This window comes from Planktothrix prolifica NIVA-CYA 540, assembly GCF_963864145.1.
Taxonomy (GTDB): domain Bacteria; phylum Cyanobacteriota; class Cyanobacteriia; order Cyanobacteriales; family Microcoleaceae; genus Planktothrix; species Planktothrix agardhii.
The window spans coordinates 192,144-211,015 of the sequence record NZ_CAWLTW010000001.1 but is presented as its reverse complement, the minus strand read 5'-3'; the positions used below and the strand labels follow the sequence as shown (position 1 = coordinate 211,015).

Annotated in this window: 14 protein-coding genes; 5 read left to right on the top strand and 9 right to left on the bottom strand. The window is 40.4% G+C overall.

The window, feature by feature from the left end:
- Positions 1-228: 228 nt before the first annotated feature.
- From AC559H_RS00885 to AC559H_RS00855, 7 genes are all read right to left on the bottom strand, one after another.
- Positions 229-1,701, bottom strand: a complete 1,473-nt coding sequence (locus tag AC559H_RS00885; protein WP_081692286.1) for an MFS transporter — start codon at positions 1,699-1,701, stop codon at positions 229-231.
- 94 nt (positions 1,702-1,795) lie between these two features.
- Complete coding sequence (gene recO / locus AC559H_RS00880) at positions 1,796-2,734, bottom strand: DNA repair protein RecO (protein ID WP_026787499.1); 939 nt, start codon at positions 2,732-2,734, stop codon at positions 1,796-1,798.
- A 13-nt stretch (positions 2,735-2,747) separates the two neighbouring features.
- Complete coding sequence (gene deoC, locus AC559H_RS00875; RefSeq protein WP_026787500.1) at positions 2,748-3,428, bottom strand: deoxyribose-phosphate aldolase; 681 nt, start codon at positions 3,426-3,428, stop codon at positions 2,748-2,750.
- Between the two features lie 72 nt (positions 3,429-3,500).
- Positions 3,501-4,304, bottom strand: a complete 804-nt coding sequence (locus tag AC559H_RS00870) for a hypothetical protein (RefSeq protein WP_026787501.1) — start codon at positions 4,302-4,304, stop codon at positions 3,501-3,503.
- Positions 4,305-4,307: 3 nt separating this feature from the next.
- Positions 4,308-5,606, bottom strand: a complete 1,299-nt coding sequence (locus AC559H_RS00865) for a DNA cytosine methyltransferase (RefSeq protein WP_026793428.1) — start codon at positions 5,604-5,606, stop codon at positions 4,308-4,310.
- Between the two features lie 58 nt (positions 5,607-5,664).
- Positions 5,665-7,020, bottom strand: coding sequence for a dihydroorotase (locus AC559H_RS00860; protein ID WP_026793427.1), 1,356 nt, complete (start codon positions 7,018-7,020; stop codon positions 5,665-5,667).
- 75 nt (positions 7,021-7,095) lie between these two features.
- A complete protein-coding gene (locus tag AC559H_RS00855; protein ID WP_026798411.1) occupies positions 7,096-8,454 on the bottom strand; it encodes a histidine phosphatase family protein in 1,359 nt (452 codons plus the stop codon).
- 146 nt (positions 8,455-8,600) lie between these two features.
- Between AC559H_RS00855 and AC559H_RS00850 the strand changes: the two genes are divergently transcribed.
- The gene (locus tag AC559H_RS00850; protein ID WP_026798410.1) at positions 8,601-10,130 is read left to right on the top strand and encodes a CPBP family intramembrane glutamic endopeptidase; all 1,530 of its coding nucleotides are present in this window, start codon (positions 8,601-8,603) and stop codon (positions 10,128-10,130) included.
- Between the two features lie 105 nt (positions 10,131-10,235).
- On the opposite strand, the gene AC559H_RS00845 is transcribed toward AC559H_RS00850, so the two are convergent.
- Positions 10,236-10,580, bottom strand: a complete 345-nt coding sequence (locus tag AC559H_RS00845) for a hypothetical protein (RefSeq protein ID WP_026787506.1) — start codon at positions 10,578-10,580, stop codon at positions 10,236-10,238.
- A gap of 363 nt (positions 10,581-10,943) precedes the next feature.
- Here AC559H_RS00845 and AC559H_RS00840 point away from each other — a divergent pair, with 363 nt between their 5' ends.
- Positions 10,944-12,308: an FAD/NAD(P)-binding protein gene (locus AC559H_RS00840; RefSeq protein WP_026793424.1), complete on the top strand. Its 1,365-nt coding sequence runs from the start codon at positions 10,944-10,946 to the stop codon at positions 12,306-12,308.
- Between the two features lie 173 nt (positions 12,309-12,481).
- Here AC559H_RS00840 and AC559H_RS00835 read toward each other — a convergent pair whose 3' ends face one another.
- Positions 12,482-13,393 carry a calcium-binding protein gene (locus AC559H_RS00835; protein ID WP_051319695.1) on the bottom strand — a complete coding sequence of 304 codons (912 nt, stop codon included), beginning with the start codon at positions 13,391-13,393 and terminating at the stop codon, positions 12,482-12,484.
- Positions 13,394-13,590: 197 nt separating this feature from the next.
- On the opposite strand from AC559H_RS00835, the gene gor reads away from it, so the two are divergent.
- From gor to AC559H_RS00820, 3 genes are all read left to right on the top strand, one after another.
- Positions 13,591-14,934: a glutathione-disulfide reductase gene (gor, locus tag AC559H_RS00830; RefSeq protein WP_026793423.1), complete on the top strand. Its 1,344-nt coding sequence runs from the start codon at positions 13,591-13,593 to the stop codon at positions 14,932-14,934.
- 158 nt (positions 14,935-15,092) lie between these two features.
- On the top strand, positions 15,093-17,405 hold the full coding sequence (locus tag AC559H_RS00825) for an IMS domain-containing protein (protein ID WP_026793422.1): 2,313 nt from the start codon (positions 15,093-15,095) through the stop codon (positions 17,403-17,405).
- Positions 17,406-17,646: 241 nt separating this feature from the next.
- Positions 17,647-18,872 (top strand): DUF4912 domain-containing protein (locus AC559H_RS00820; protein ID WP_071783040.1); only part of this gene is annotated, 1,226 nt, incomplete at its 3' end.

Here is an 18,872-nt window from a genome sequence, read left to right as displayed (position 1 = left end):
GATTTAGTTTTCTAAGTATTAGCGAGTGTTGGTTATGAGTATTAGCGAGTGTTGGTTATAAATACCAGCGAGTGAGGACACTCGCACTGCGTTATAATCAAATATTAATTAATAGCAGTGCGAACGTCCTCGTTCGCTAGATTATAAAATTGTTAACTAAATTATAAAATTGTTAACTAGATTATAAAATTGTTAACTAAATTATAAAATTATTGGCTAAATTATAACTTAAGTTTTTTCTCCTTCTATAATATGGGGTGCATTTCGAGAGATTAACCAAGTTATAAAACCTCCGGCGATCGCTAATCCTGCTAAACTTAAAAATACATTAGATAACCCAATTAAGGTTTCGGCAAATCCCGCCAAAGCTAAGGGTAAACTCAAGGCAATATTAATCGCATTATTCTGAAGACCAAAGACTTTTCCTCGCATTGCTTCGGGGGTTTCGGCTTGAATTGTGGTTTGCATCGGAATCGCCACAATTGCTCCAAAAATTCCTAATAATAAAATTAAGATCAAAGTCGGCCATAATCGTTCATTAAATAGGGATAATCCCCCTAATGATCCAGCGACTCCAAAAGAACCAATTAACGCCAATTGGAAATGGGTAAATCTATGACCTAGATTACCCAGAACCGTTGCACCAATGCCCATTCCAGCCCCTCCTGCGGCTAATAGAAAGCCAAATTGGGAGGAACTAATCTCAGGAATGATTTCCGCTAAACGCACGGCTAAAACCGCTAAGGCGGCAAAAATTGAAAACAGAATAATTAATTGTAATAAAGCATTTCTAATTAAAGTATGATTGCTTAAATAACGAATTCCATCGCGTAAATCTTCTAAAATATGAGGTTGTTCATGGTCAGAATTATTATTTTTTTCTTGGGTATTTAAAAGCATCAGAATTAACCCAGCAATTACATATTCTCCCCCGACAATTAATTCTTTCCCTATAGATTGTAAACCGATTTGATTGGAAATTAAATCCGCTAGGGCTAATAAAGGTTCTCCCACCGCAAACCCCACAATAACCGACGCCATCATGGTTGTTGTATAAAGAGAATTAGCGGATAATAAATGACGTTTTTCCACAACTAAAGGAATCGCCGATTGTTCAGCCGGGGCAAAAAATTGAGTTAAGGTAGAAACTAAAAAAGTGGTGATTAATAAAATATAAAACCCAACGGGTAATTGACCGAATTGTTGATCTTGAAATAGCCATAAAATTAGGGGTAAAGCCATAACTAAACCCCCGCGTAATAAGTTAGTAATCACTAAAACCGCTTTTTTTGACCATCGATCTACAAATACTCCAGCACCCGCCCCAAACAAAATTGCAGGAATGGTAAACGCCATCATAATTGCTGATACCCAACCACTAATGGTTTGATCAGCTTGTTGAAATCGAGTCGAAATAATTGCAATCATTAATACTAAATAAACTTTATCTGCTAGTTGAGAAAAAAGTTGTCCACTCCAAAGGGCGAGGAAATTTTTGTTTCTCAGGACGGGTAAAAATCCCCGTTCTCCTTCCTCGGTAGGTTCGGGAACAGGACTATTGTGATCGGAATGATTGTTTTCATTGTCCAATTTTGCGGAACTAGACGGGGTAATTTCTATCAAGGAGTCAGTCTCCCAATCTTTCATAATGGCCAAGGGGTGATGGGATTTAAAGTTTTTTTCTAAATCTGGCGATCGCATATATCGTTATTCTAAAAGCAGTCAGACTTGAGCGAAAATTGACACTCTCTACCTAACATTTTAGTGATTAATTGGATCAGTGGCATGACTAATATTAGAATGGGGGATCAATAATAAATTGGTGGGTAAAGGTATCAATCAGCGACCCGGAACGGATCGAACACCCTAAATGATATTCTGTATATTGTCGTAACGTCCGTTCTACGGTCATCCAGTCCCCAGCCAAAATCATTTCACGCGACATCACCGGGTCAAGGAGTTCGGGTTGGGCCAAATGTTGCAGAATGGCTAACTGTCCGGCGGTGAGTTTCGTATTAATTTTAAGTTGAGGTTGAGGAACACTTTCTATGGTGTAAAGATTCCCAGAATCTTGAACTGTAGGGGTTTTTGAGGTGACTGGAATCGGTTTTTGGGGTTTAGGACGGGATGGAGTTGGTGATGGCGTCCACTCCGATAAATTAATAATTCCCCCAGTCTCAATACTAAACCCAACTCGCCAATTTTCATCGGTAAAATTAGGAATAAGTAGCCGTTGACTTAAACAACATAATTGAACTTGAGGTGCTGTTCCCCCCAGGGCGAGAAGATGGAAAATTCCTTGGGTTAAACAGGCAATAATTTGAGTGGAATTAGCAATTAAATGGGAATTAGAAAGGCTTTGTAAACGGTTTAAATGTTCATTAAGTAGGATAAATAAATCCTCTTGGGGATGGTCGCTGAGGGCTTGACTTAGGACTAATTCTGCTAAATATTGACTAGCAGCTAATTTACCTAAATTTTTACTTAAGCCTGCATAGGTGGTGACGGTTTCGGCTTGGGTTATTCTATCAAGCGATCGCCCTTTTGCAATTAATAATTGATTCACAACAAATAATTCACTCCGTCCTCCTAACGGAGATTTTGCTTTTCTGGCTCCGGGTGCAATGGCTTTAATTAATCCAAATTCCTGGGTTAAAATGGTTAATAGTCGATCGGATTCTCCAAAGGGTTGAGCTTTTAAATTAATCCCCGTAGCACTATAGGTTTTACTCATTAAATTTTGGCTATTAACTATCTTTTTGGGTTTCAGTTTTCAAAATCTCAACGGCGCGAGAAGTTCCTAAACGAGTGGCTCCCGCGACAATTAAATCAACAGCTTGTTGGTATGTACTAATGCCGCCGGAGGCTTTAATTCCGATGCGTCCTTTGGTAACAGATTTAATTAGTTCAATATCTGCAACCGTCGCCCCACCATACCATCCCGTACTGGTTTTAATATAAGCAATTCCCGTATCCATTAATACCTCAACCGCTAGACATTTTTCCTCCTCTGTTAGTACACTGGTTTCAATAATTGCCTTTACTGTTTGTCCGGTTTCTTCACAAATTTCGGCAATTTCTCGATGCAATTCTTCGGTTTTTCCAGTTTTCAGCCAACTTAAATTAATCACCACATCCAATTCCGTCGCGCCATTTTCAACGGCTTCCTGAGCTTCATAGAGTTTAACCTTGGAAGTTGTGGCTCCGGTAGGAAATCCGATCACTGTAGATAATTTTGTGGATTTTCCTTGTAGCAATTCTTTAGCTAGTATAACATAACTGGGAAACACACAAACACTAGCAAATTTATATCTTTCTGCTTCATAACAATACTGTTGAATTTGTTCCGGGGTTGCGGTTTGATTCAGTAAGGTATGGTCAATATAGGGAGTAATATCTAATCCATTAGGATTAATAGATTTAGCCATAAAATTGATTGTAATTCAGTGATACATTAATTCTATTATATAGCTATTTTGGCTTATTTATCTTTGCTAAAATTATTCCCATATTTTATATTGTTCTAAGTCCGCTCTTAAAATATCTTTGCTCAAAACTAACTGGTAATGTTTTTCTTTAACAATCCTAATTTGCTCATCTTCTAGGGTTAATTCAAACATAGCAATAACATTATCTTGCATAAATTGGGTAGATACGGGACGACAAATCAAATCAGGGAATTTACTGATACAACAGCTTATATCCTGTTTTGTTTGAACAACACCAAGCTGATCAGATCCTCCTTTAGCTTGAACTGGAATGACATATTGTGCACCATTTTGATTTACTCCTACATAAATTTCATCTATTTCAATTTGTCCAATATTAGGTACTGTAGTTCTCAGATGATTTTGTAAGGAATATGTTGTAATTCCTAGAAAAATATCTATTAATCGGTTATAGCGTACCTTTGCTAGTAATGCTTGTTCATCAGTTAAAGCATACTTACTAATAATTTCAGGTGTCGAGTCAGGAATTTTTATACAAATTAGATTGGGGTTAGGAGTAATTCGATTAATTGGACTCAGTTTAAATCTATAAACTGCTTGTCCTGCTAACTCAATAACCCATTCTAAACCATCAGGTGCAGTATCAGATATTACTGTTGGAAACTTTCGCCTAAAACGATAAGAATATAAAACATCACCTAAATTTTTAGGAGATGGGATATTGAGACTTTGAGCAACTTCAGTAAATTCAGAACGACTGAATTCAAAATTAGTTATACCTTCTTGATAATGCTGTCTAAATATTTCAGCAATAATTGCATCATATCTTCCTGATTTCTTGCTTTTATCTGCCATAAATTATTCACCCTTATTTCCTCTTTTTCTAGGCTCAATTACATGAGGATCAACATTATAGCGTTTTGCCGCTTGGGACATATTCAAATATAATAACGCATCATCACCTAATTTTTCCTTTTCCGTTGGTTGACTAGGAATTATTTCCAAAAGTTTGATAATTTCCCCCGCCACGGCTTTAGCTAATAAGGGCGGAACCGAATTTCCAACTTGTCGAAAACCGTGCCATTTTGTACCTTGAAATCTAAACCAGTCGGGATAGGAATGTAAGCGGGCGGCTTCTCTCACCGTAATACATCGAGGGGTATAGGGATGAATTGGACGAGGGGAAGTAAAGGCGCCTCGGTTACTGGGTGTTCCGGCTCTTAAAGTGTTACATAAACCTTGAGGATGGAGTTTATGAAATCGACTGATTTTTTCGGTTTTCCCCCATTCCGTGGCTTCAAATCGTGCGGTAGAGGTGGGAGAATGTTGCGATCGCAAACTACAAGTTAACAAATTTTTATCAAAAATTCTCGGATAAGAAAAATTATCCTTAACCGCAAGTAATCCTCGCAATAATTGAGCATAAAAACTTGATTTTTGATATTCGGCTATGGTATAATCTTTTAAGAATAATTCAGGATATTTTTCAATAGTTGGTAAATCTCCTATAGCATCCCAAACCGTCGGACAGGGAGAAAAGTTATTAAAATTATACTCAATTTTAGGATTAACTTTTGGCGATTTTGTCACGGGTTGAGGATAACCAGGTAGGGGTAAACCTTTTCGCGATCCTAGAATAAATAAACGTGATCGATCTTGAGGTACACCATAATAGGAAGCATTTAAGACTTGATAGTTTTCTATGACTTGATAACCCTGACTTTGCAGCTTATCAATAATCTCAGTAATAAATTGTCGATGTTTTCCCACCGTTAAACCCGGAACATTTTCCAAAACAAAATATTTTGGTTGTAATTCATCAACTAACCGAATAAAATGAAACATCAAACTATTTCTGGGGTCATCAAAAGCCCGTTTTCCAATTAAGGAAAAACCCTGACAAGGTGGCCCACCAAATACTATATCAATCTCTCTATTTCCAATATCAGAATCCTGTCTAATTTCTAATCCTGTCAGGGTTTCAATACCTTGACAAAACACCTTCCAAAAGGGGAAATTATATTCATGGGTAGCACAATGAATTGGGTCAATTTCCACGGCGGCTAAAACATCAAATCCAGCCTGTTCAAAACCGAGGGTCATACCTCCCGCACCCGCAAATAAATCTATAGCAATCGGTCGTTTTTGAGTCTTCACAGTCAATTATTTTTACTTAAAAATGTTAAATTAGAGTCTGATTTGTTGTTATCACTGGCTAGGATATATTAACATCAGGCGACCAAGTTTGGATCACCCGCCCGTTAATTTGTTGCCCTAACCAGGGAGTATTAATAGAGCGAGATTTGAGGGTATTTGCATTAACAACCCAAGAAGTTTTAGGATCAAATAATATCATTTCTGCGGGTTGATCCGGTTGAATAGAATAGGGAGTTTGTTGTAAACAAATAGCTGGGTTACTGCTTAAAAATCTCCATAAATCTAAGGCTGACCATCGCCCCGACTCAACAAAGGTTTCCCATAATAGAGGTAATGCTAATTCTAACCCAATCATACCTGGGGGAGCATCGGCAAAGGCAACGGTTTTTTCTTCATAACAATAGGGGGTATGATCAATGGCGATCGCATCAATAATTCCCGTTTCCACTCCTTGAATTAAAGCCTGTTGATCCGATGGATTTCCCAAGGGAGGATCAACTCTTAAATTAGGGTTGTATGGGAGAGGAATAGAAGTAAGAATTGTTGGATCTTCCTCTTCTAAGGGTCGATTCCAAATCCGATTAATAGATGTTGTATTTAACAATAAGTGTATCCAAGTTGTACTGGCGGTAATTGGTAAATTACGAGCTTTAGCTTGGGCTATTAATTCTACACTTCGGGCTGTAGAAACCCGCATAATATGAATAGGAGTTCCCGTTACTTCCACTAATTCTAATATCGCGGCTAAAGCTGCGGTTTCAGCAAATTGAGGGATTCCGGGCAAACCACATAATATAGAATCATGCCCCTCTCGCATGACTCCATTAACTGCTAATTGGCGATCGCAAGCATATAAAGCCAAGGGTTTATTTAAAGGTTTTAAATATTCTAATATTCTTCTTAATAACGCTAAATTTTCCAGAGGTTTACCATCAGCAAAACCCACAACACCAGTATCCGCTAATTCACTTAATTCCGTCATTTGTTGACCCGCCACATCTTGAGTTAATGCGCCCCAAAGATATAATTTCGGACGCTGAAACTCAGAATTGAGAATAGCAACTTTTTCAGATCGTTGTTGTAATAATGTCACCGTTGCCGGGTTATCAATTGCTGGAATAGTATTAGGTAAAATCCCTAATCGAGTAAATCCTCCAGCAGCAGCAGCATTTAATAAAGAATTTAAGTTTTCCCTTTCTTCAAATCCAGGTTCCCCACTCTGACTATATAAATCAACTAATCCCGGCCCTAAAATCAACCCTTTACTATTAATAATAATGGTATTTTCAGGATAATCATTAATTTCAGATTCAATAGTTTTAATATAACCATCAATCACTAAAATATCAGCAATTTGATCCCGTTTAGAAACCGGATCAATCACACGAACTTGCTTTAAAAGTTGACAATTCATATTCGAGTATCAGGTGTTGGTTTTAGGGTGCAGTAGAGACGTGCCACGGCGCGTCTCTCTCTCCACACAGTCAACCTATAACGCTCCCGCCGCCGTTTTATCGAGAATACTACCCGATAAATGGCTAGTAATATTATCAGCTTGTAACACAGGTAAACCCTCAATTCCTTGGGGATAATCAATTACTGTCACCGCCCCATTACCTTGTTTAAAGTTCCAAAAATGATCCGGAGGCAGATTAAATAATTGACACAAAAGGGCTTTATTAATGGCATCATGGGCAACCACTAATATAGTTACATTTTGGTGATTATAGGTTTCAACAATCTGCTTCCAAGCGATTAAAGAACGTTGCCAAACCTGTTGTAAATTCTCACCTTCAGGCATTTGAACCGTTTGCGGTGCTATTTTCCATTCCTCTAATAATCCGGGGTAAGATTGTTCAATTTCCGCCTCAAATTTACCTTCCCATAAACCATGACTAATTTCACAAAATTCCGGTTCTAATTGTAACTCTATCCCCGGATGATTTTGTAATATAATTTCTGCGGTTTCCTTGGGACGTGCCATGGGACTTGTTACCGCAAAATCAATTTTAATTTCTTTGAGAAATTCCGCCGCTTTCCGAGCTTGTTCTCGACCATTATCATTCAAAGGAACATCAATTTGTCCCTGGAATTGACCCATGCGGTTCCATTCCGTTTCCCCATGTCTAACTAATAATAATCGCGGCCCTTGATGACCCGGACGCACAGAAGGTAATTTATGACCAACGTGGGTTGTTAAGTTCATCGACTCCAACTGAACATCCGCAGGTTTCGGTAATTCTCCGGGGATAATATTAGTAAAATTCAAAATACTAATCCCACAGTTAGACTGTTGTACACTTTGATAAAATTGCGGTTGAATTCCTAAAGCCGTCGCAATCAAACAACGATTAATTCCATTATGAGCCACTAATAAAACCGTTTGATTTTGATGACGGGCTAAAATTTCCCGCCAAAATTGTTTAGCCTGTTCAAATAATGCTAATACGGGAAAATGTTGTTTTTCTCCTTCAGGAGTTGAAACCAGCATCGAAAACTCATGGGGCGAGTCGTGCCAGGTCTGATACTCTTGGGGAAACTGTTCCATCACCGCTTGACGTTCCATCCCCGCCCACAGGGGAAGATCAATTTCCATTAACAGGTCGCTGGGCTCTAATTTAGGGGGGTCAGACAGGTAGGTGACGATGATTTGGGCTGTTTGTTTCGCCCGTTGCAGGGGACTGCAATAGAGAGCATCAAACTTTAAACCATTCAAGGCATCACCGACTTTTTGCGCGGCCACAGAACCTTTCTCTGTTAAAACAGAGGCATCCAAGCGACCTTGAATTCGACTTTGGGCATTATAGGTACTTTGACCATGACGGACAAGAATTACACGGGTCGTCATTGTTAAATTGAGGAGTGGGAATTTTGGACTCTGGACTGAACCGAATTTAAGCCAGATGTGATTGTACCGCGTTTCGGACAGCATCGGTTAAAATGTTGAGTTTATGGCTCCAACTCGGCAATATTTTATTCTCAAGTTTTGAAATCATGACACCCAAACGCTGGATTTTAGCAATTTTAACCTTATTAGCAATTAGCTTTTTGGGTTTATCGTTACTCAATAGTTGGACTCAACCCCAAATTCAAAGCCGTTTAGAATTGTATCAAACTAATTTACTGCTTCATGCTTCCCAATGGCAAGGTAAGGGAACAGAAGCCGATAATTCAATTATATTACGCGATAATTTAATTGGTAAAACTCCGGTACAAGAAGCCCTTAAACAATATCAACAAGTACAAGAATCTGCTGCAAAAAACTTAGCTAAATTTCGAGAAAATAATGAACAAATAGCAGCAAGCTCTTTACAGGAATTAGAACAACTAAATCGAGATTTACAACTGAGAATCGGGATTTTAAAAACTCAGTTAGGATCTACTGACCAAGCCATAGAAACCTGGAAGACTTTGGTAGAAACAACCTCGGAAAAACTTCCTGCATCCGGGGATAAAAATAGTATAATCAAAACCGCAAAAACAGCACAGGTGTTAATCGGATTATGGCAAACTCCCGCCCGATTATTCCCCGATGCCGAACCAATTTTACAAAACTATTTAGAGGGTTGGTTTCGTTATCAAGCCTTAGTTAAACTCTATACGTTACAACAGCGTCCAGAAGCCTTAGTAACTTTAGAAACCCAACAACAGGAACGCTCTGAACAAGCAATTTTTAAGTTAATGATTGTTAGTGCTATTCCAGGTATAGGATTAATCCTGGGATTATTATTAGCTATTGTTTTAGGAATTCAATTAATATTTAAAGGCAAGGATTCTGTTTTAGCCACTAATATGGATGTGGCTTGGTTAATTCCTTGGAATGGAGAAATTATCTTACAAGTTTTTGTAGTGGGTTTTTCTTTATTGGGGCAATTCTTTATTCCCCTAACTTTAAGAGCGGTTTTTCAAGGCTTAAATCTTCAACCCAGTAGTTTTGATGTCAGGAGTCAAGCGGTTTATATTTTAATCACCTATCTATTATTAATGGTAGGAGGATTTTCGGTTTTATATTTCTCGATTAAATCCTATTTCCCCTTACCAGAAGGTTGGTTTACCTTCAAACTCAAAGATAATTGGTTTGTTTGGGGTTTGGGGGGATATTTAGTCGCCTTACCTTTGGTGATTTTAGTGTCTTTAATTAATCAGAAATTTTGGGATGGACAGGGAGGGAGTAATCCTTTATTACCAATTGCTTTAGAAAGTCGAGATAGTGTGGCTTTAGGGATATTTTTTATCACTGCATCCATCGCGGCACCGATCTTTGAAGAAACTATGTTTCGAGGATTTTTATTACCGTCTTTAACCCGTTATCTTCCCCTGGGAAGTGCAATTATTTTAAGTGGATTTCTCTTTGCCGTGGCGCATTTTAATGTTTCGGAAATTTTGCCCTTAATGACGTTAGGAATTGTTCTAGGGTTTGTCTATACGCGATCGCGCAATTTATTAGCCCCCATGTTCATGCACGGATTATGGAATAGTGGCACTTTATTGAGTTTATATGTTTTGGGCAGTGGCGGAAGTTAGAAAGTTGACATCCGCCGTTAATAGACAGCTTAATAAAAAGCCGTCCTAGAAGGACGGGGTTTTAAACCCATTTTTCTGATAACTGATTTGGACTAGCTATATTAACTATTGATCGGGTTTAATATAAGTCGATAGACAACTATTGATGGCATTTTTAATTTCTGAATCTTGCTTAATTTGTTCTTTGCTCAACTTCCCTAAAGACTGTAATTTTTTATCGGGAAGTTTCAGTAAATTATTCAGGGTGCAACGACAATACTGTTCTCCTTTTTCTGGCTCAAGACCAAATTGACTTACCCCTTGTAAACAGCCTTTCATGTATTCGCTACTAAAGACTTGTGCTTCTTCATTCGTTAAGGATAACGCCTGATCAGCCGGAATGAAAAAACCAGCACCTAGCAATAAGACCATTAGGGGCTGGAAACGACGAAAAGCAAAAGAAGTCAACATTCAGATCAATAACTGTAGAGGTGGATTCAGCAATTACTTTCAATTCTAGCTTAAGTCGGAAAATCAACAATTAACAAACAGGTTTGTCGATACGGAAAAATCAGAGGACGCAAACCCCTGAATTTATCATGGTAGAGACGCTAAGAACAGGATATCGCTTTGCAGGCTTACGCAGAAACCGGGTTTCTTTGGTCTTGTGCGATAGATGACTTTTTAGGGCTTGACATCTTAAATGAATTGCAATACACTTACAATACAAACAAATTAAAATTCAGCCTATCAACTGCTTTCATGCCCAAAAGAGGGCAGTTGATTTTTATAAACATCTAAAAATTAATCATCACAATTAACTAACTCCTATTTATGACTCAAAAAATTGCAATTATTGGGGGCGGTTTTAGTGGGGTGATGGTGGCAATTCATCTCCTCCAAAAAGCTAACCATTCTTTACAAATTTATTTAATAGAACGCAGAAATCAATTAGGCGAGGGGATTGCCTATAGCACTCCTTTAGATCATCATTTGCTCAATGTTCCTGCCGGAAAAATGAGTGCTTTTGTGGATCAGCATGATAATTTTTTACAATGGATGAATATTCATTATCCAGATAAATTAATTACGGATAAAACCTTTGTTACTAGAAAATTTTATAGTGAATATCTGCGCTCAATTTTGCAAGATGCTGAACAAAAAGCTCGGGCTGGAGTTCTTTTTTATCGGGTTTTAGATGAAGCGATCGCTATTGACAAAACACCCAGCAATTTAATTATAACTTTAAAAAGTGGAGAACAACTATCCGTTGATCAATCTGTTTTAGCCCTAGGCAATTTTCCGCCTCAAAATCCGGCTATTTCTGACCCTTCATTTTATCAGAGTTCCCGTTATGTTCCTTGGGCTTGGTCTGAACCTCAATTCCCCTCGATATCAACCCATGAACCCCTATTATTAATCGGATCGGGATTAACCGCTATTGATATTATTGCTACTCTAAAAGAGCAAAACCATCAGGGTAAAATTTATGTTATCTCTCGACGCGGTTTATTCCCCCAACCCCACGCAAAAGTCGAACCCTTACCCCCATTTTTAACCCCAGAATCTGCCCCCAAAACCACAAGAAAATTACTTCATAAAATTCGAGAAGAAATTGACAATGCTGCTAAAAAAGGATATAATTGGAGGGCAGTAATTGATTCTTTACGGGTTGAAACTCAATCAATTTGGAATCATCTTTCACCCCCAGAACAGGCTCGATTTTTGCGCCATGTCCAACCCTATTGGGAGGTTTTGCGGCATAGAATTGCACCCGATATTCACCAACAAATCCAAGAGTTATTCAATAATCAACAGTTAATTTTATATGCAGGTCGAATTTTAGAATATTCTGAAAATTCCGATCATGTAGACGTGATGATTCGTCAAAGACACAATCAAGAATTATTGAATTTACGAGTTACTTTAGTCATTAACTGTACTAATTCAGTCGGTGATTATCAGAAACTTAACAATCCTCTACTGGGTAACTTATTCAAAAGCGGTTTAATTCGTTCTGACTCATTAAATTTAGGTTTAGATGTCACCAAAACTGGAGCATTAATTGATCAAAAAGGTAAAATTTCTCAACACCTATATACTTTAGGTACAGCCTGCAAAGGATCTCGCTGGGAAACCACCGCAGTCCGAGAAATTCGAGAACAAGCAGAAAATTTAGCAACGGAATTGTTAAACTGAATCTAACAATTTTATAGCAATCCTATTTGAGTTGTATCCAAGATTTCGGCTTAAAAGTAAACACCGGCTGTTTCATATATCAATCCGCGTCAAGATTGTAATATTTTAATACTGATATGAAACAGCCAGAAGTATTATCCGGTGTTCCGGTGTTCCGGTGTTCCGGTGTTCCCTTAAATAATATCTGAAAAAGAGACAAATTGAAGTTGCGCGGGAGAAACTCCTTTGACTAAACCTAAAACATTCCCGGTTTTAGCTTCTGTAATAACTGTCACCGATGCTGATTCAATTTGAAAATCCAAAGTTCTAATCTGACCCAGAGGCAAAGGGCCACTACTATCATAATCTCGGCGATCGCCATAGGTAATGGTTTTTTCAGTTAATACAATATCATTAACCGTTAACCCCCCCGTTAACCCTATCTTATCCCCTTGGACGCTATTGTAATCAAGGATAAAATCAGAGGTAATCTCGTCAAGACCATCAACATTACCGCAACCACAGTCTACTACCGGAGGGGTAGCAGTATCGGTGCGTAGGACAAATACATCCGCCCCTTCACTGCCCCAAAGCCGATCCACGCCCAAATCACCGATCAGGGTATCATTTCCCGCCCCACCGACTAAGGCGTCATCCCCTTGACCCCCTCGCAGTAAATCATTATCTGCATCCCCAAATAGATAATCATTGCCCAAATTACCACTGAGCAGATCATTCCCCGTACCCCCATAAAGCACATCGGAGTCCTGACCCCCCCACAGGGTATCATTTCCCCCTTGACCTTCGAGGGTGTCATTTCCCCGATTTCCCCTCATTGCTTCTGAGTCTGTGGAGCCCCGAACATAATCATCTCCCCCCAAGGCGGCTAACCCGTTGGGATATTTAGAGATCCCTAGGGGGTTACTTCCGAGGACTCCGGGGGCAATTTCAACGGTATCGGCATTTTCCGTTAATAAAAATAGCCCTGATTTCAGATCTCCAGGGGTTAAAGGTTGGGAGATTACCGGAATATTGGAATGATCCTCCCCTGCGTGTCTCGGTGCTCGGATGCTCACGGATTCTGTTTCTGATGAGATGGATTGCATATTGTTTGATTTGAGTTAGATCATCAATATTATAGATTTACCCAATTTGGGAGTTATTTTATCCTTTTTTTTATTAAGAATTTTATATCTTCTCCATTGTCCATTAGCTATTCCCTATAACGGCACGAAAAACCCCTATAATTTAAACTGGATTGAACAGATGAATATTCAAGGGTCATAAAAGAGGTAATTAGATTATGAGTTATGATTATGATTTGTTTGTGATCGGTGCAGGTTCCGGTGGATTAGCTTCTTCCAAACGGGCGGCTTCCTATGGGGCAAAAGTGGCGATCGCTGAACATGATTTAGTCGGGGGAACCTGTGTAATTCGGGGTTGTGTTCCTAAAAAATTAATGGTTTATGCTTCCCAATTTTCCTATATGTACGAATATGCTCAGGGTTACGGATGGGGAGAAGTTGAACCTAAATTTGATTGGAATAAATTAATTACTGCTGTTGATACAGAAGTTAAACGTTTAAGTCAACTGCATATTAGTTTTTTAGAAAAAGCCGGAGTTGAACTGATTTCTGGTTATGCTAAATTTATTGATCCCCATACGCTAGAAGTAGGAGACAAAACAATTACCGCCGATAAAATTTTAATTGCGGTCGGTGGAGAAGCGGTTAAACCCGATATTCCTGGTATTGAACATAGTATTACTTCCCGCGAGATGTTTTTACTCCCAGAACAACCTCAAAAATTTGCCGTTTGGGGTGGGGGTTATATTGGGGTAGAATTTGCTAGTATTCTCAAAGGATTAGGTAGTGATGTCACCCAAATTATTCGCCGAGATTTAATTTTAAATGGGTTTGACGAGGATATTAGAAAGAATATTCAAGAAGGCATGACCAATCATGGAATTAAATTTTTAACCGAAAAAGTAATTAAAAAAATTGAAAAAACAGATGCTGGATTAAAGTTGTCTTTTAAGGGAAAAAACTCAAAATCCTTAACCGTAGATGCCCTGTTATGTGCTACTGGACGCCAACCTAATTTAGCCGGATTAGGGTTAGAAAATGCCGGGATAGAAATTAATAAAAAAGGCGCAATTGTCGTAACAGCCGATAGTTGTACCAATCAACCTAATATTTTTGCCGTGGGAGATTGTACCGATCGGATGAATTTAACCCCGGTAGCGATCGCCGAAGGACGAGCTTTTGCCGATACGGAATTTGGTCATCAACCCCGATTTATTACCCATGAAAATATTGCCACGGCGGTTTTTTCCTATCCCGAAGCTGCTACCGTAGGTTTAACCGAAACCCAGGCCAGGGAAAAATTTGGTGATAATATTAAATGTTACACGGCCCGTTTTCGTCCCATGTTCCATAGTTTTACCGGGTCAGAAGATAAAATATTTATTAAGTTAATTGTGGAAACGAATACCGATCGGGTTTTAGGTGCCCATACTGTCGGAAAAGATGCGGCGGAATTAATTCAAGGAATAGCGATCGCGGTTAATATGGGAGCGACCAAAAAAGACTTTGATAATACCATGGGAATTCACCCCAGTAGTGGAGAAGAATTTGTCACCCTTTAAACAATTACGAATTAGGAATTAGGAATTAGGAATTAGGAATTAGGAATTTAAGAGTTGATAACTCGTAATTCGTAATTCCTAATTTGTCATTTATTTCTATTTCTGCCATTTCCTGCTAATATGGCTAAATCAGTTTCTCACCGTTGGGGAAGTTGCCCGTGCGTATTCCACTCGATTATTACCGAATATTAGGCTTACCGATTCAAGCAACTCCAGAACAACTGAAGCAAGCGCACCGCGATCGCACTTTGCAACTTCCGAGACGGGAGTATTCTGATTTAGCGATCGCCGCGCGCAAACAGTTGATTGACGAGGCTTATGCTATTTTATCGGATGCCGATCAGCGAAATGCTTATGATATGGGGTTTTTAGCCAAAACCTACGAACCCGAATCAGAAGTTAAAACTCCGGCCTTCGGGAAACGGGTCACCCCCGAATCCACCGCCCTCGAACCCGTGATCGATGCCCATACCCCCAGTATTGAGATCGAAGATCGACAATTTGTGGGGGCTTTATTACTCCTGCATGAATTAGGGGAATACGAATTAGTGGTGAAATTATGTCACCCCTATTTGAATACGGGAAGTATTGGGTTAAAAGATGGCCGTTTTGGGGAAGCCTCCCTAATTGTTCCCGATATTGTTTTAACCGTCACCAGTGCCTATTTAGAACTGGGTCGAGAACAATGGCAACAAGGACAATATGAAAATGCCGCTTCTTCCCTAGAAGCCGGACAAAATCTATTATTAAGAGAAAGCTTGTTTGCCAGTTTAAGAGGTGAAATGCAAACGGATCTCTACAAACTCCGTCCCTATCGGATTTTAGAATTACTCCAACTCCCCCTAGAAAAAGCCGCAGAACGTCGCAAAGGACTGCAACTCCTCCGGGAAATGCTCCACGAACGTAGCGGTATTGATGGTCAAGGGGATGATGGGTCAGGTTTAGGCGTTGAAGACTTTCTGCGGTTTGTGCAGCAACTCCGTCGCCAGATGACCACCACCGAACAACAGGGGTTATTTGAAACCGAAGCCCGTCGCCCTTCGGCCGTTGCCACCTATTTAGCCGTTTATTCCCTAATTGCCCAGGGGTTTGCCGAAGCCCAACCTGCCCTAATTCGCAAGGCTAAATTAATGCTGATGCAGTTGGGGCGTCGGCAAGATGTGCATTTAGAAAAAGCCATTTGTGCCTTATTGTTGGGGCAAACCGAAGAAGCCAGTCGTTCCCTAGAATTAAGTCAGGAACGGGAACCGATTGCTTTTATCAGAGAAAATTCCCAGAATTCCCCCGACCTGTTACCCGGATTATGTTTATATGCGGAAAGCTGGTTACAGGATGAGGTGTTTCCCCATTTTCGGGATTTGCTGGATAAGTCGGTATCCTTGAAGGATTATTTTGCCGATCCCCATGTCCAGGCCTATCTCGAAGCCCTACCCAATGAAACGGGCAGCCCTTCTAATGAGTGGGTGGTAGTGCAACCAAGACGTCCGCCGACAAACCCAGGTTCTGGATCAAAGTCCATGACCCCAGCCTCCGGTGCAACGGAAACGAGTCCTCAACTCACCCAGGCTTCTTTAGACGCTTTAACGGCCACTTTAGCCGCTAGAAATATGGGGGTATCGAGTGCCAATCTCCAAGAACCCTTAGCCCCCTCCCAACCCCCAGCCAGTGTTCGGACTGCGGTAGAAACGGGTTCTACGGCAACATCTTTGCAAGGAAATCACAAAATTCCTGAATCTTCCCGTCGCGGTGCTTCCGAAACTTCCCCACAACCGCTCCCAGACCCGGCGGCGTCGGCTAATGTCCCTCCAACTCCCGCCTCCAAAAACGCTTCTAGCTCTGCCAATAGCAGCAGTCTGCGTCGGATTCAACGGAAAAATGATTCTAGTCAATGGCGTCGGTTATTAATTCTAGGTCTGGGAGGGTTATTCGGACTTTGGTTGCTTTGGTTCTTACTTTCCAGGGTTTGGGGAGCCTTCGCCGATGTTTTGGGCTGGTCTGGGCCAACTTTGAAAGGGGAACAGGCAATGGTGCAGTTAAGCCAGCCTCCCTTACCGATTCCTGAACCGACACCCGTTACCGCCGAACCGGAAAAAATCACTCCCGAAGTGGCGGAAGCCAAACTGAATCAATGGTTATCGGCAAAATCCGCTGCCCTGGGGCCAGAGTATCAAGTTGAGGGGCTGCGGGAAATATTAGTTGATCCAGCCTTGGCCCGTTGGGTGGCTATGTCACAAAATATGAAACAAGATGGTTCCCATCGCACTTATAAACACAACGTCAAAGTTAGTGAAGTCCAGATGGATCAGACCAATCCCAACCAAGCGATCGCCATTGCCAATGTTCAGGAACAAACCCAGTTTTTCAGTCGCGGTCAGGCCCAAAATACTGAGGATGCCTCTTTACAGATTCAGTATCGGTTTATTCGCAAGGATGGAGCTTGGCGCATTGAAGATTGGCAAGTGATTCGTTGATGGAAATTTCCCTCTTTGATCCCCAAAGAGGTTTTTTTTACCTCCAAATGTCAGGGTTTCATGACATAATGATCCCCAAAATCCCGAAAACTGTGTATATTTACTTATCAATATCCGTTTACCCCTTGACCAAACTTAATATTTTCTGCAATATGGTGAGTAATCAAGCGATCCCCATGATCCCTAAGAATTTCTACAGAGTTATCAATCTGCTGTTTAAGCCAATGGAGATCACTCTTTTATGTCAAAGGAACGCCCACCTTTAGAAACTATGACACTGCGGCAACTTCGCAAAGTAGCAAGTGAATATGGCATTTCTCGCTATAGTCGAATGCGTAAATCTCAGCTTTTAGAAGCTATCGAGGAAATCGAAAGTCAGAAGTTTGGAACCCCTAATCCATCTCGCGCATTGGAGGCACAAGAAGAAGTGGAAGTTGCAAAGTTTTCTCTAGCCGGTCAGAACTATCAGATAGCTGATTCCCTATCCTCCGTGGATGAGGGTTTAGCCGACTTACCCGGTGGGTATGGTGAAAGTCAGATTGTCATGATGTCCCGAGATCCTGAGTCAGCCTATACTTACTGGGACGTTTCTAACGAACAGAAGGAAATGTTTCGACGCCAAGGAGGGCAACAGTTAGCCCTGCGGATTTATGATGTTACTGATATTGATTTAGACTCTCAAAGTCCCCATAGTATTCAAGAATATCCCTGTGATGAGTTAGCGAGGGAATGGTATTTACCCATACCAGTCAGCGATCGCGACTATGTTGTTGAAATTGGTTATCGCTGTGTTGACGGTCGTTGGTTAGAATTAGCTCGTTCTGCGGCGACTCGGATTCCTCCGGTTTATCCCACAGAATGGATTGACGATCAGTTTATTACCGTTTCTTGGGAAGAAGAATTAAAAGGGAAAACCTTCTATGAGTTCCCTGTCCCCAAAAAATCCTATGTTCTGGCTGGGGTTCATAGCGATGTATTTGGGTTATCCAAGGAAGCAGAATCCAAGCGGATTGCGGGTTCTTTCTTTGGTTCGATGCACCAAGTTGTTAAACCCGAAAAGGCTCTGAGTTCTTTTATTTTCCCCTCCGGCGTGGGAATGTGGGCTTCAGGTGTTGGTTATACGGAGTCCGGGGCTGGATTAGGTTATACCCAATCTGGTGTTGGCTATACTCAATCCGGTGTTGGCTATACTCAATCTGGTATTGGTTACACTCAATCGGGTGTTGGTTATACGGAATCCGGGGCTGGATTAGGTTATACCCAATCTGGTGTTGGCTATACTCAATCCGGTGTTGGCTATACTCAATCTGGTATTGGTTATACGGAGTCCGGGGCTGGATTAGGTTATACCCAATCTGGTGTTGGCTACACTCAATCGGGTGTGGGTTATACGGAGTCCGGGGCTGGATTAGGTTATACCCAGTCTGGTGTTGGCTATACTCAATCCGGTGTTGGCTATACTCAATC

Excerpts from the sequence above, each read along its gene's own strand:
- AC559H_RS00885 (WP_081692286.1), bottom strand. The coding sequence starts at position 1,701 with ATGCGATCGCCAGATTTAGAAAAAAACTTTAAATCCCATCACCCCTTG.
- AC559H_RS00850 (WP_026798410.1), top strand. The coding sequence starts at position 8,601 with ATGACACCCAAACGCTGGATTTTAGCAATTTTAACCTTATTAGCAATT.
- AC559H_RS00835 (WP_051319695.1), bottom strand. The coding sequence starts at position 13,393 with ATGCAATCCATCTCATCAGAAACAGAATCCGTGAGCATCCGAGCACCG.
- AC559H_RS00840 (WP_026793424.1), top strand. The coding sequence starts at position 10,944 with ATGACTCAAAAAATTGCAATTATTGGGGGCGGTTTTAGTGGGGTGATG.
- gor (WP_026793423.1), top strand. The coding sequence starts at position 13,591 with ATGAGTTATGATTATGATTTGTTTGTGATCGGTGCAGGTTCCGGTGGA.
- AC559H_RS00855 (WP_026798411.1), bottom strand. The coding sequence starts at position 8,454 with ATGACGACCCGTGTAATTCTTGTCCGTCATGGTCAAAGTACCTATAAT.
- deoC (WP_026787500.1), bottom strand. The coding sequence starts at position 3,428 with ATGGCTAAATCTATTAATCCTAATGGATTAGATATTACTCCCTATATT.
- AC559H_RS00870 (WP_026787501.1), bottom strand. The coding sequence starts at position 4,304 with ATGGCAGATAAAAGCAAGAAATCAGGAAGATATGATGCAATTATTGCT.
- AC559H_RS00860 (WP_026793427.1), bottom strand. The coding sequence starts at position 7,020 with ATGAATTGTCAACTTTTAAAGCAAGTTCGTGTGATTGATCCGGTTTCT.
- recO (WP_026787499.1), bottom strand. The coding sequence starts at position 2,734 with ATGAGTAAAACCTATAGTGCTACGGGGATTAATTTAAAAGCTCAACCC.
- AC559H_RS00845 (WP_026787506.1), bottom strand. The coding sequence starts at position 10,580 with ATGTTGACTTCTTTTGCTTTTCGTCGTTTCCAGCCCCTAATGGTCTTA.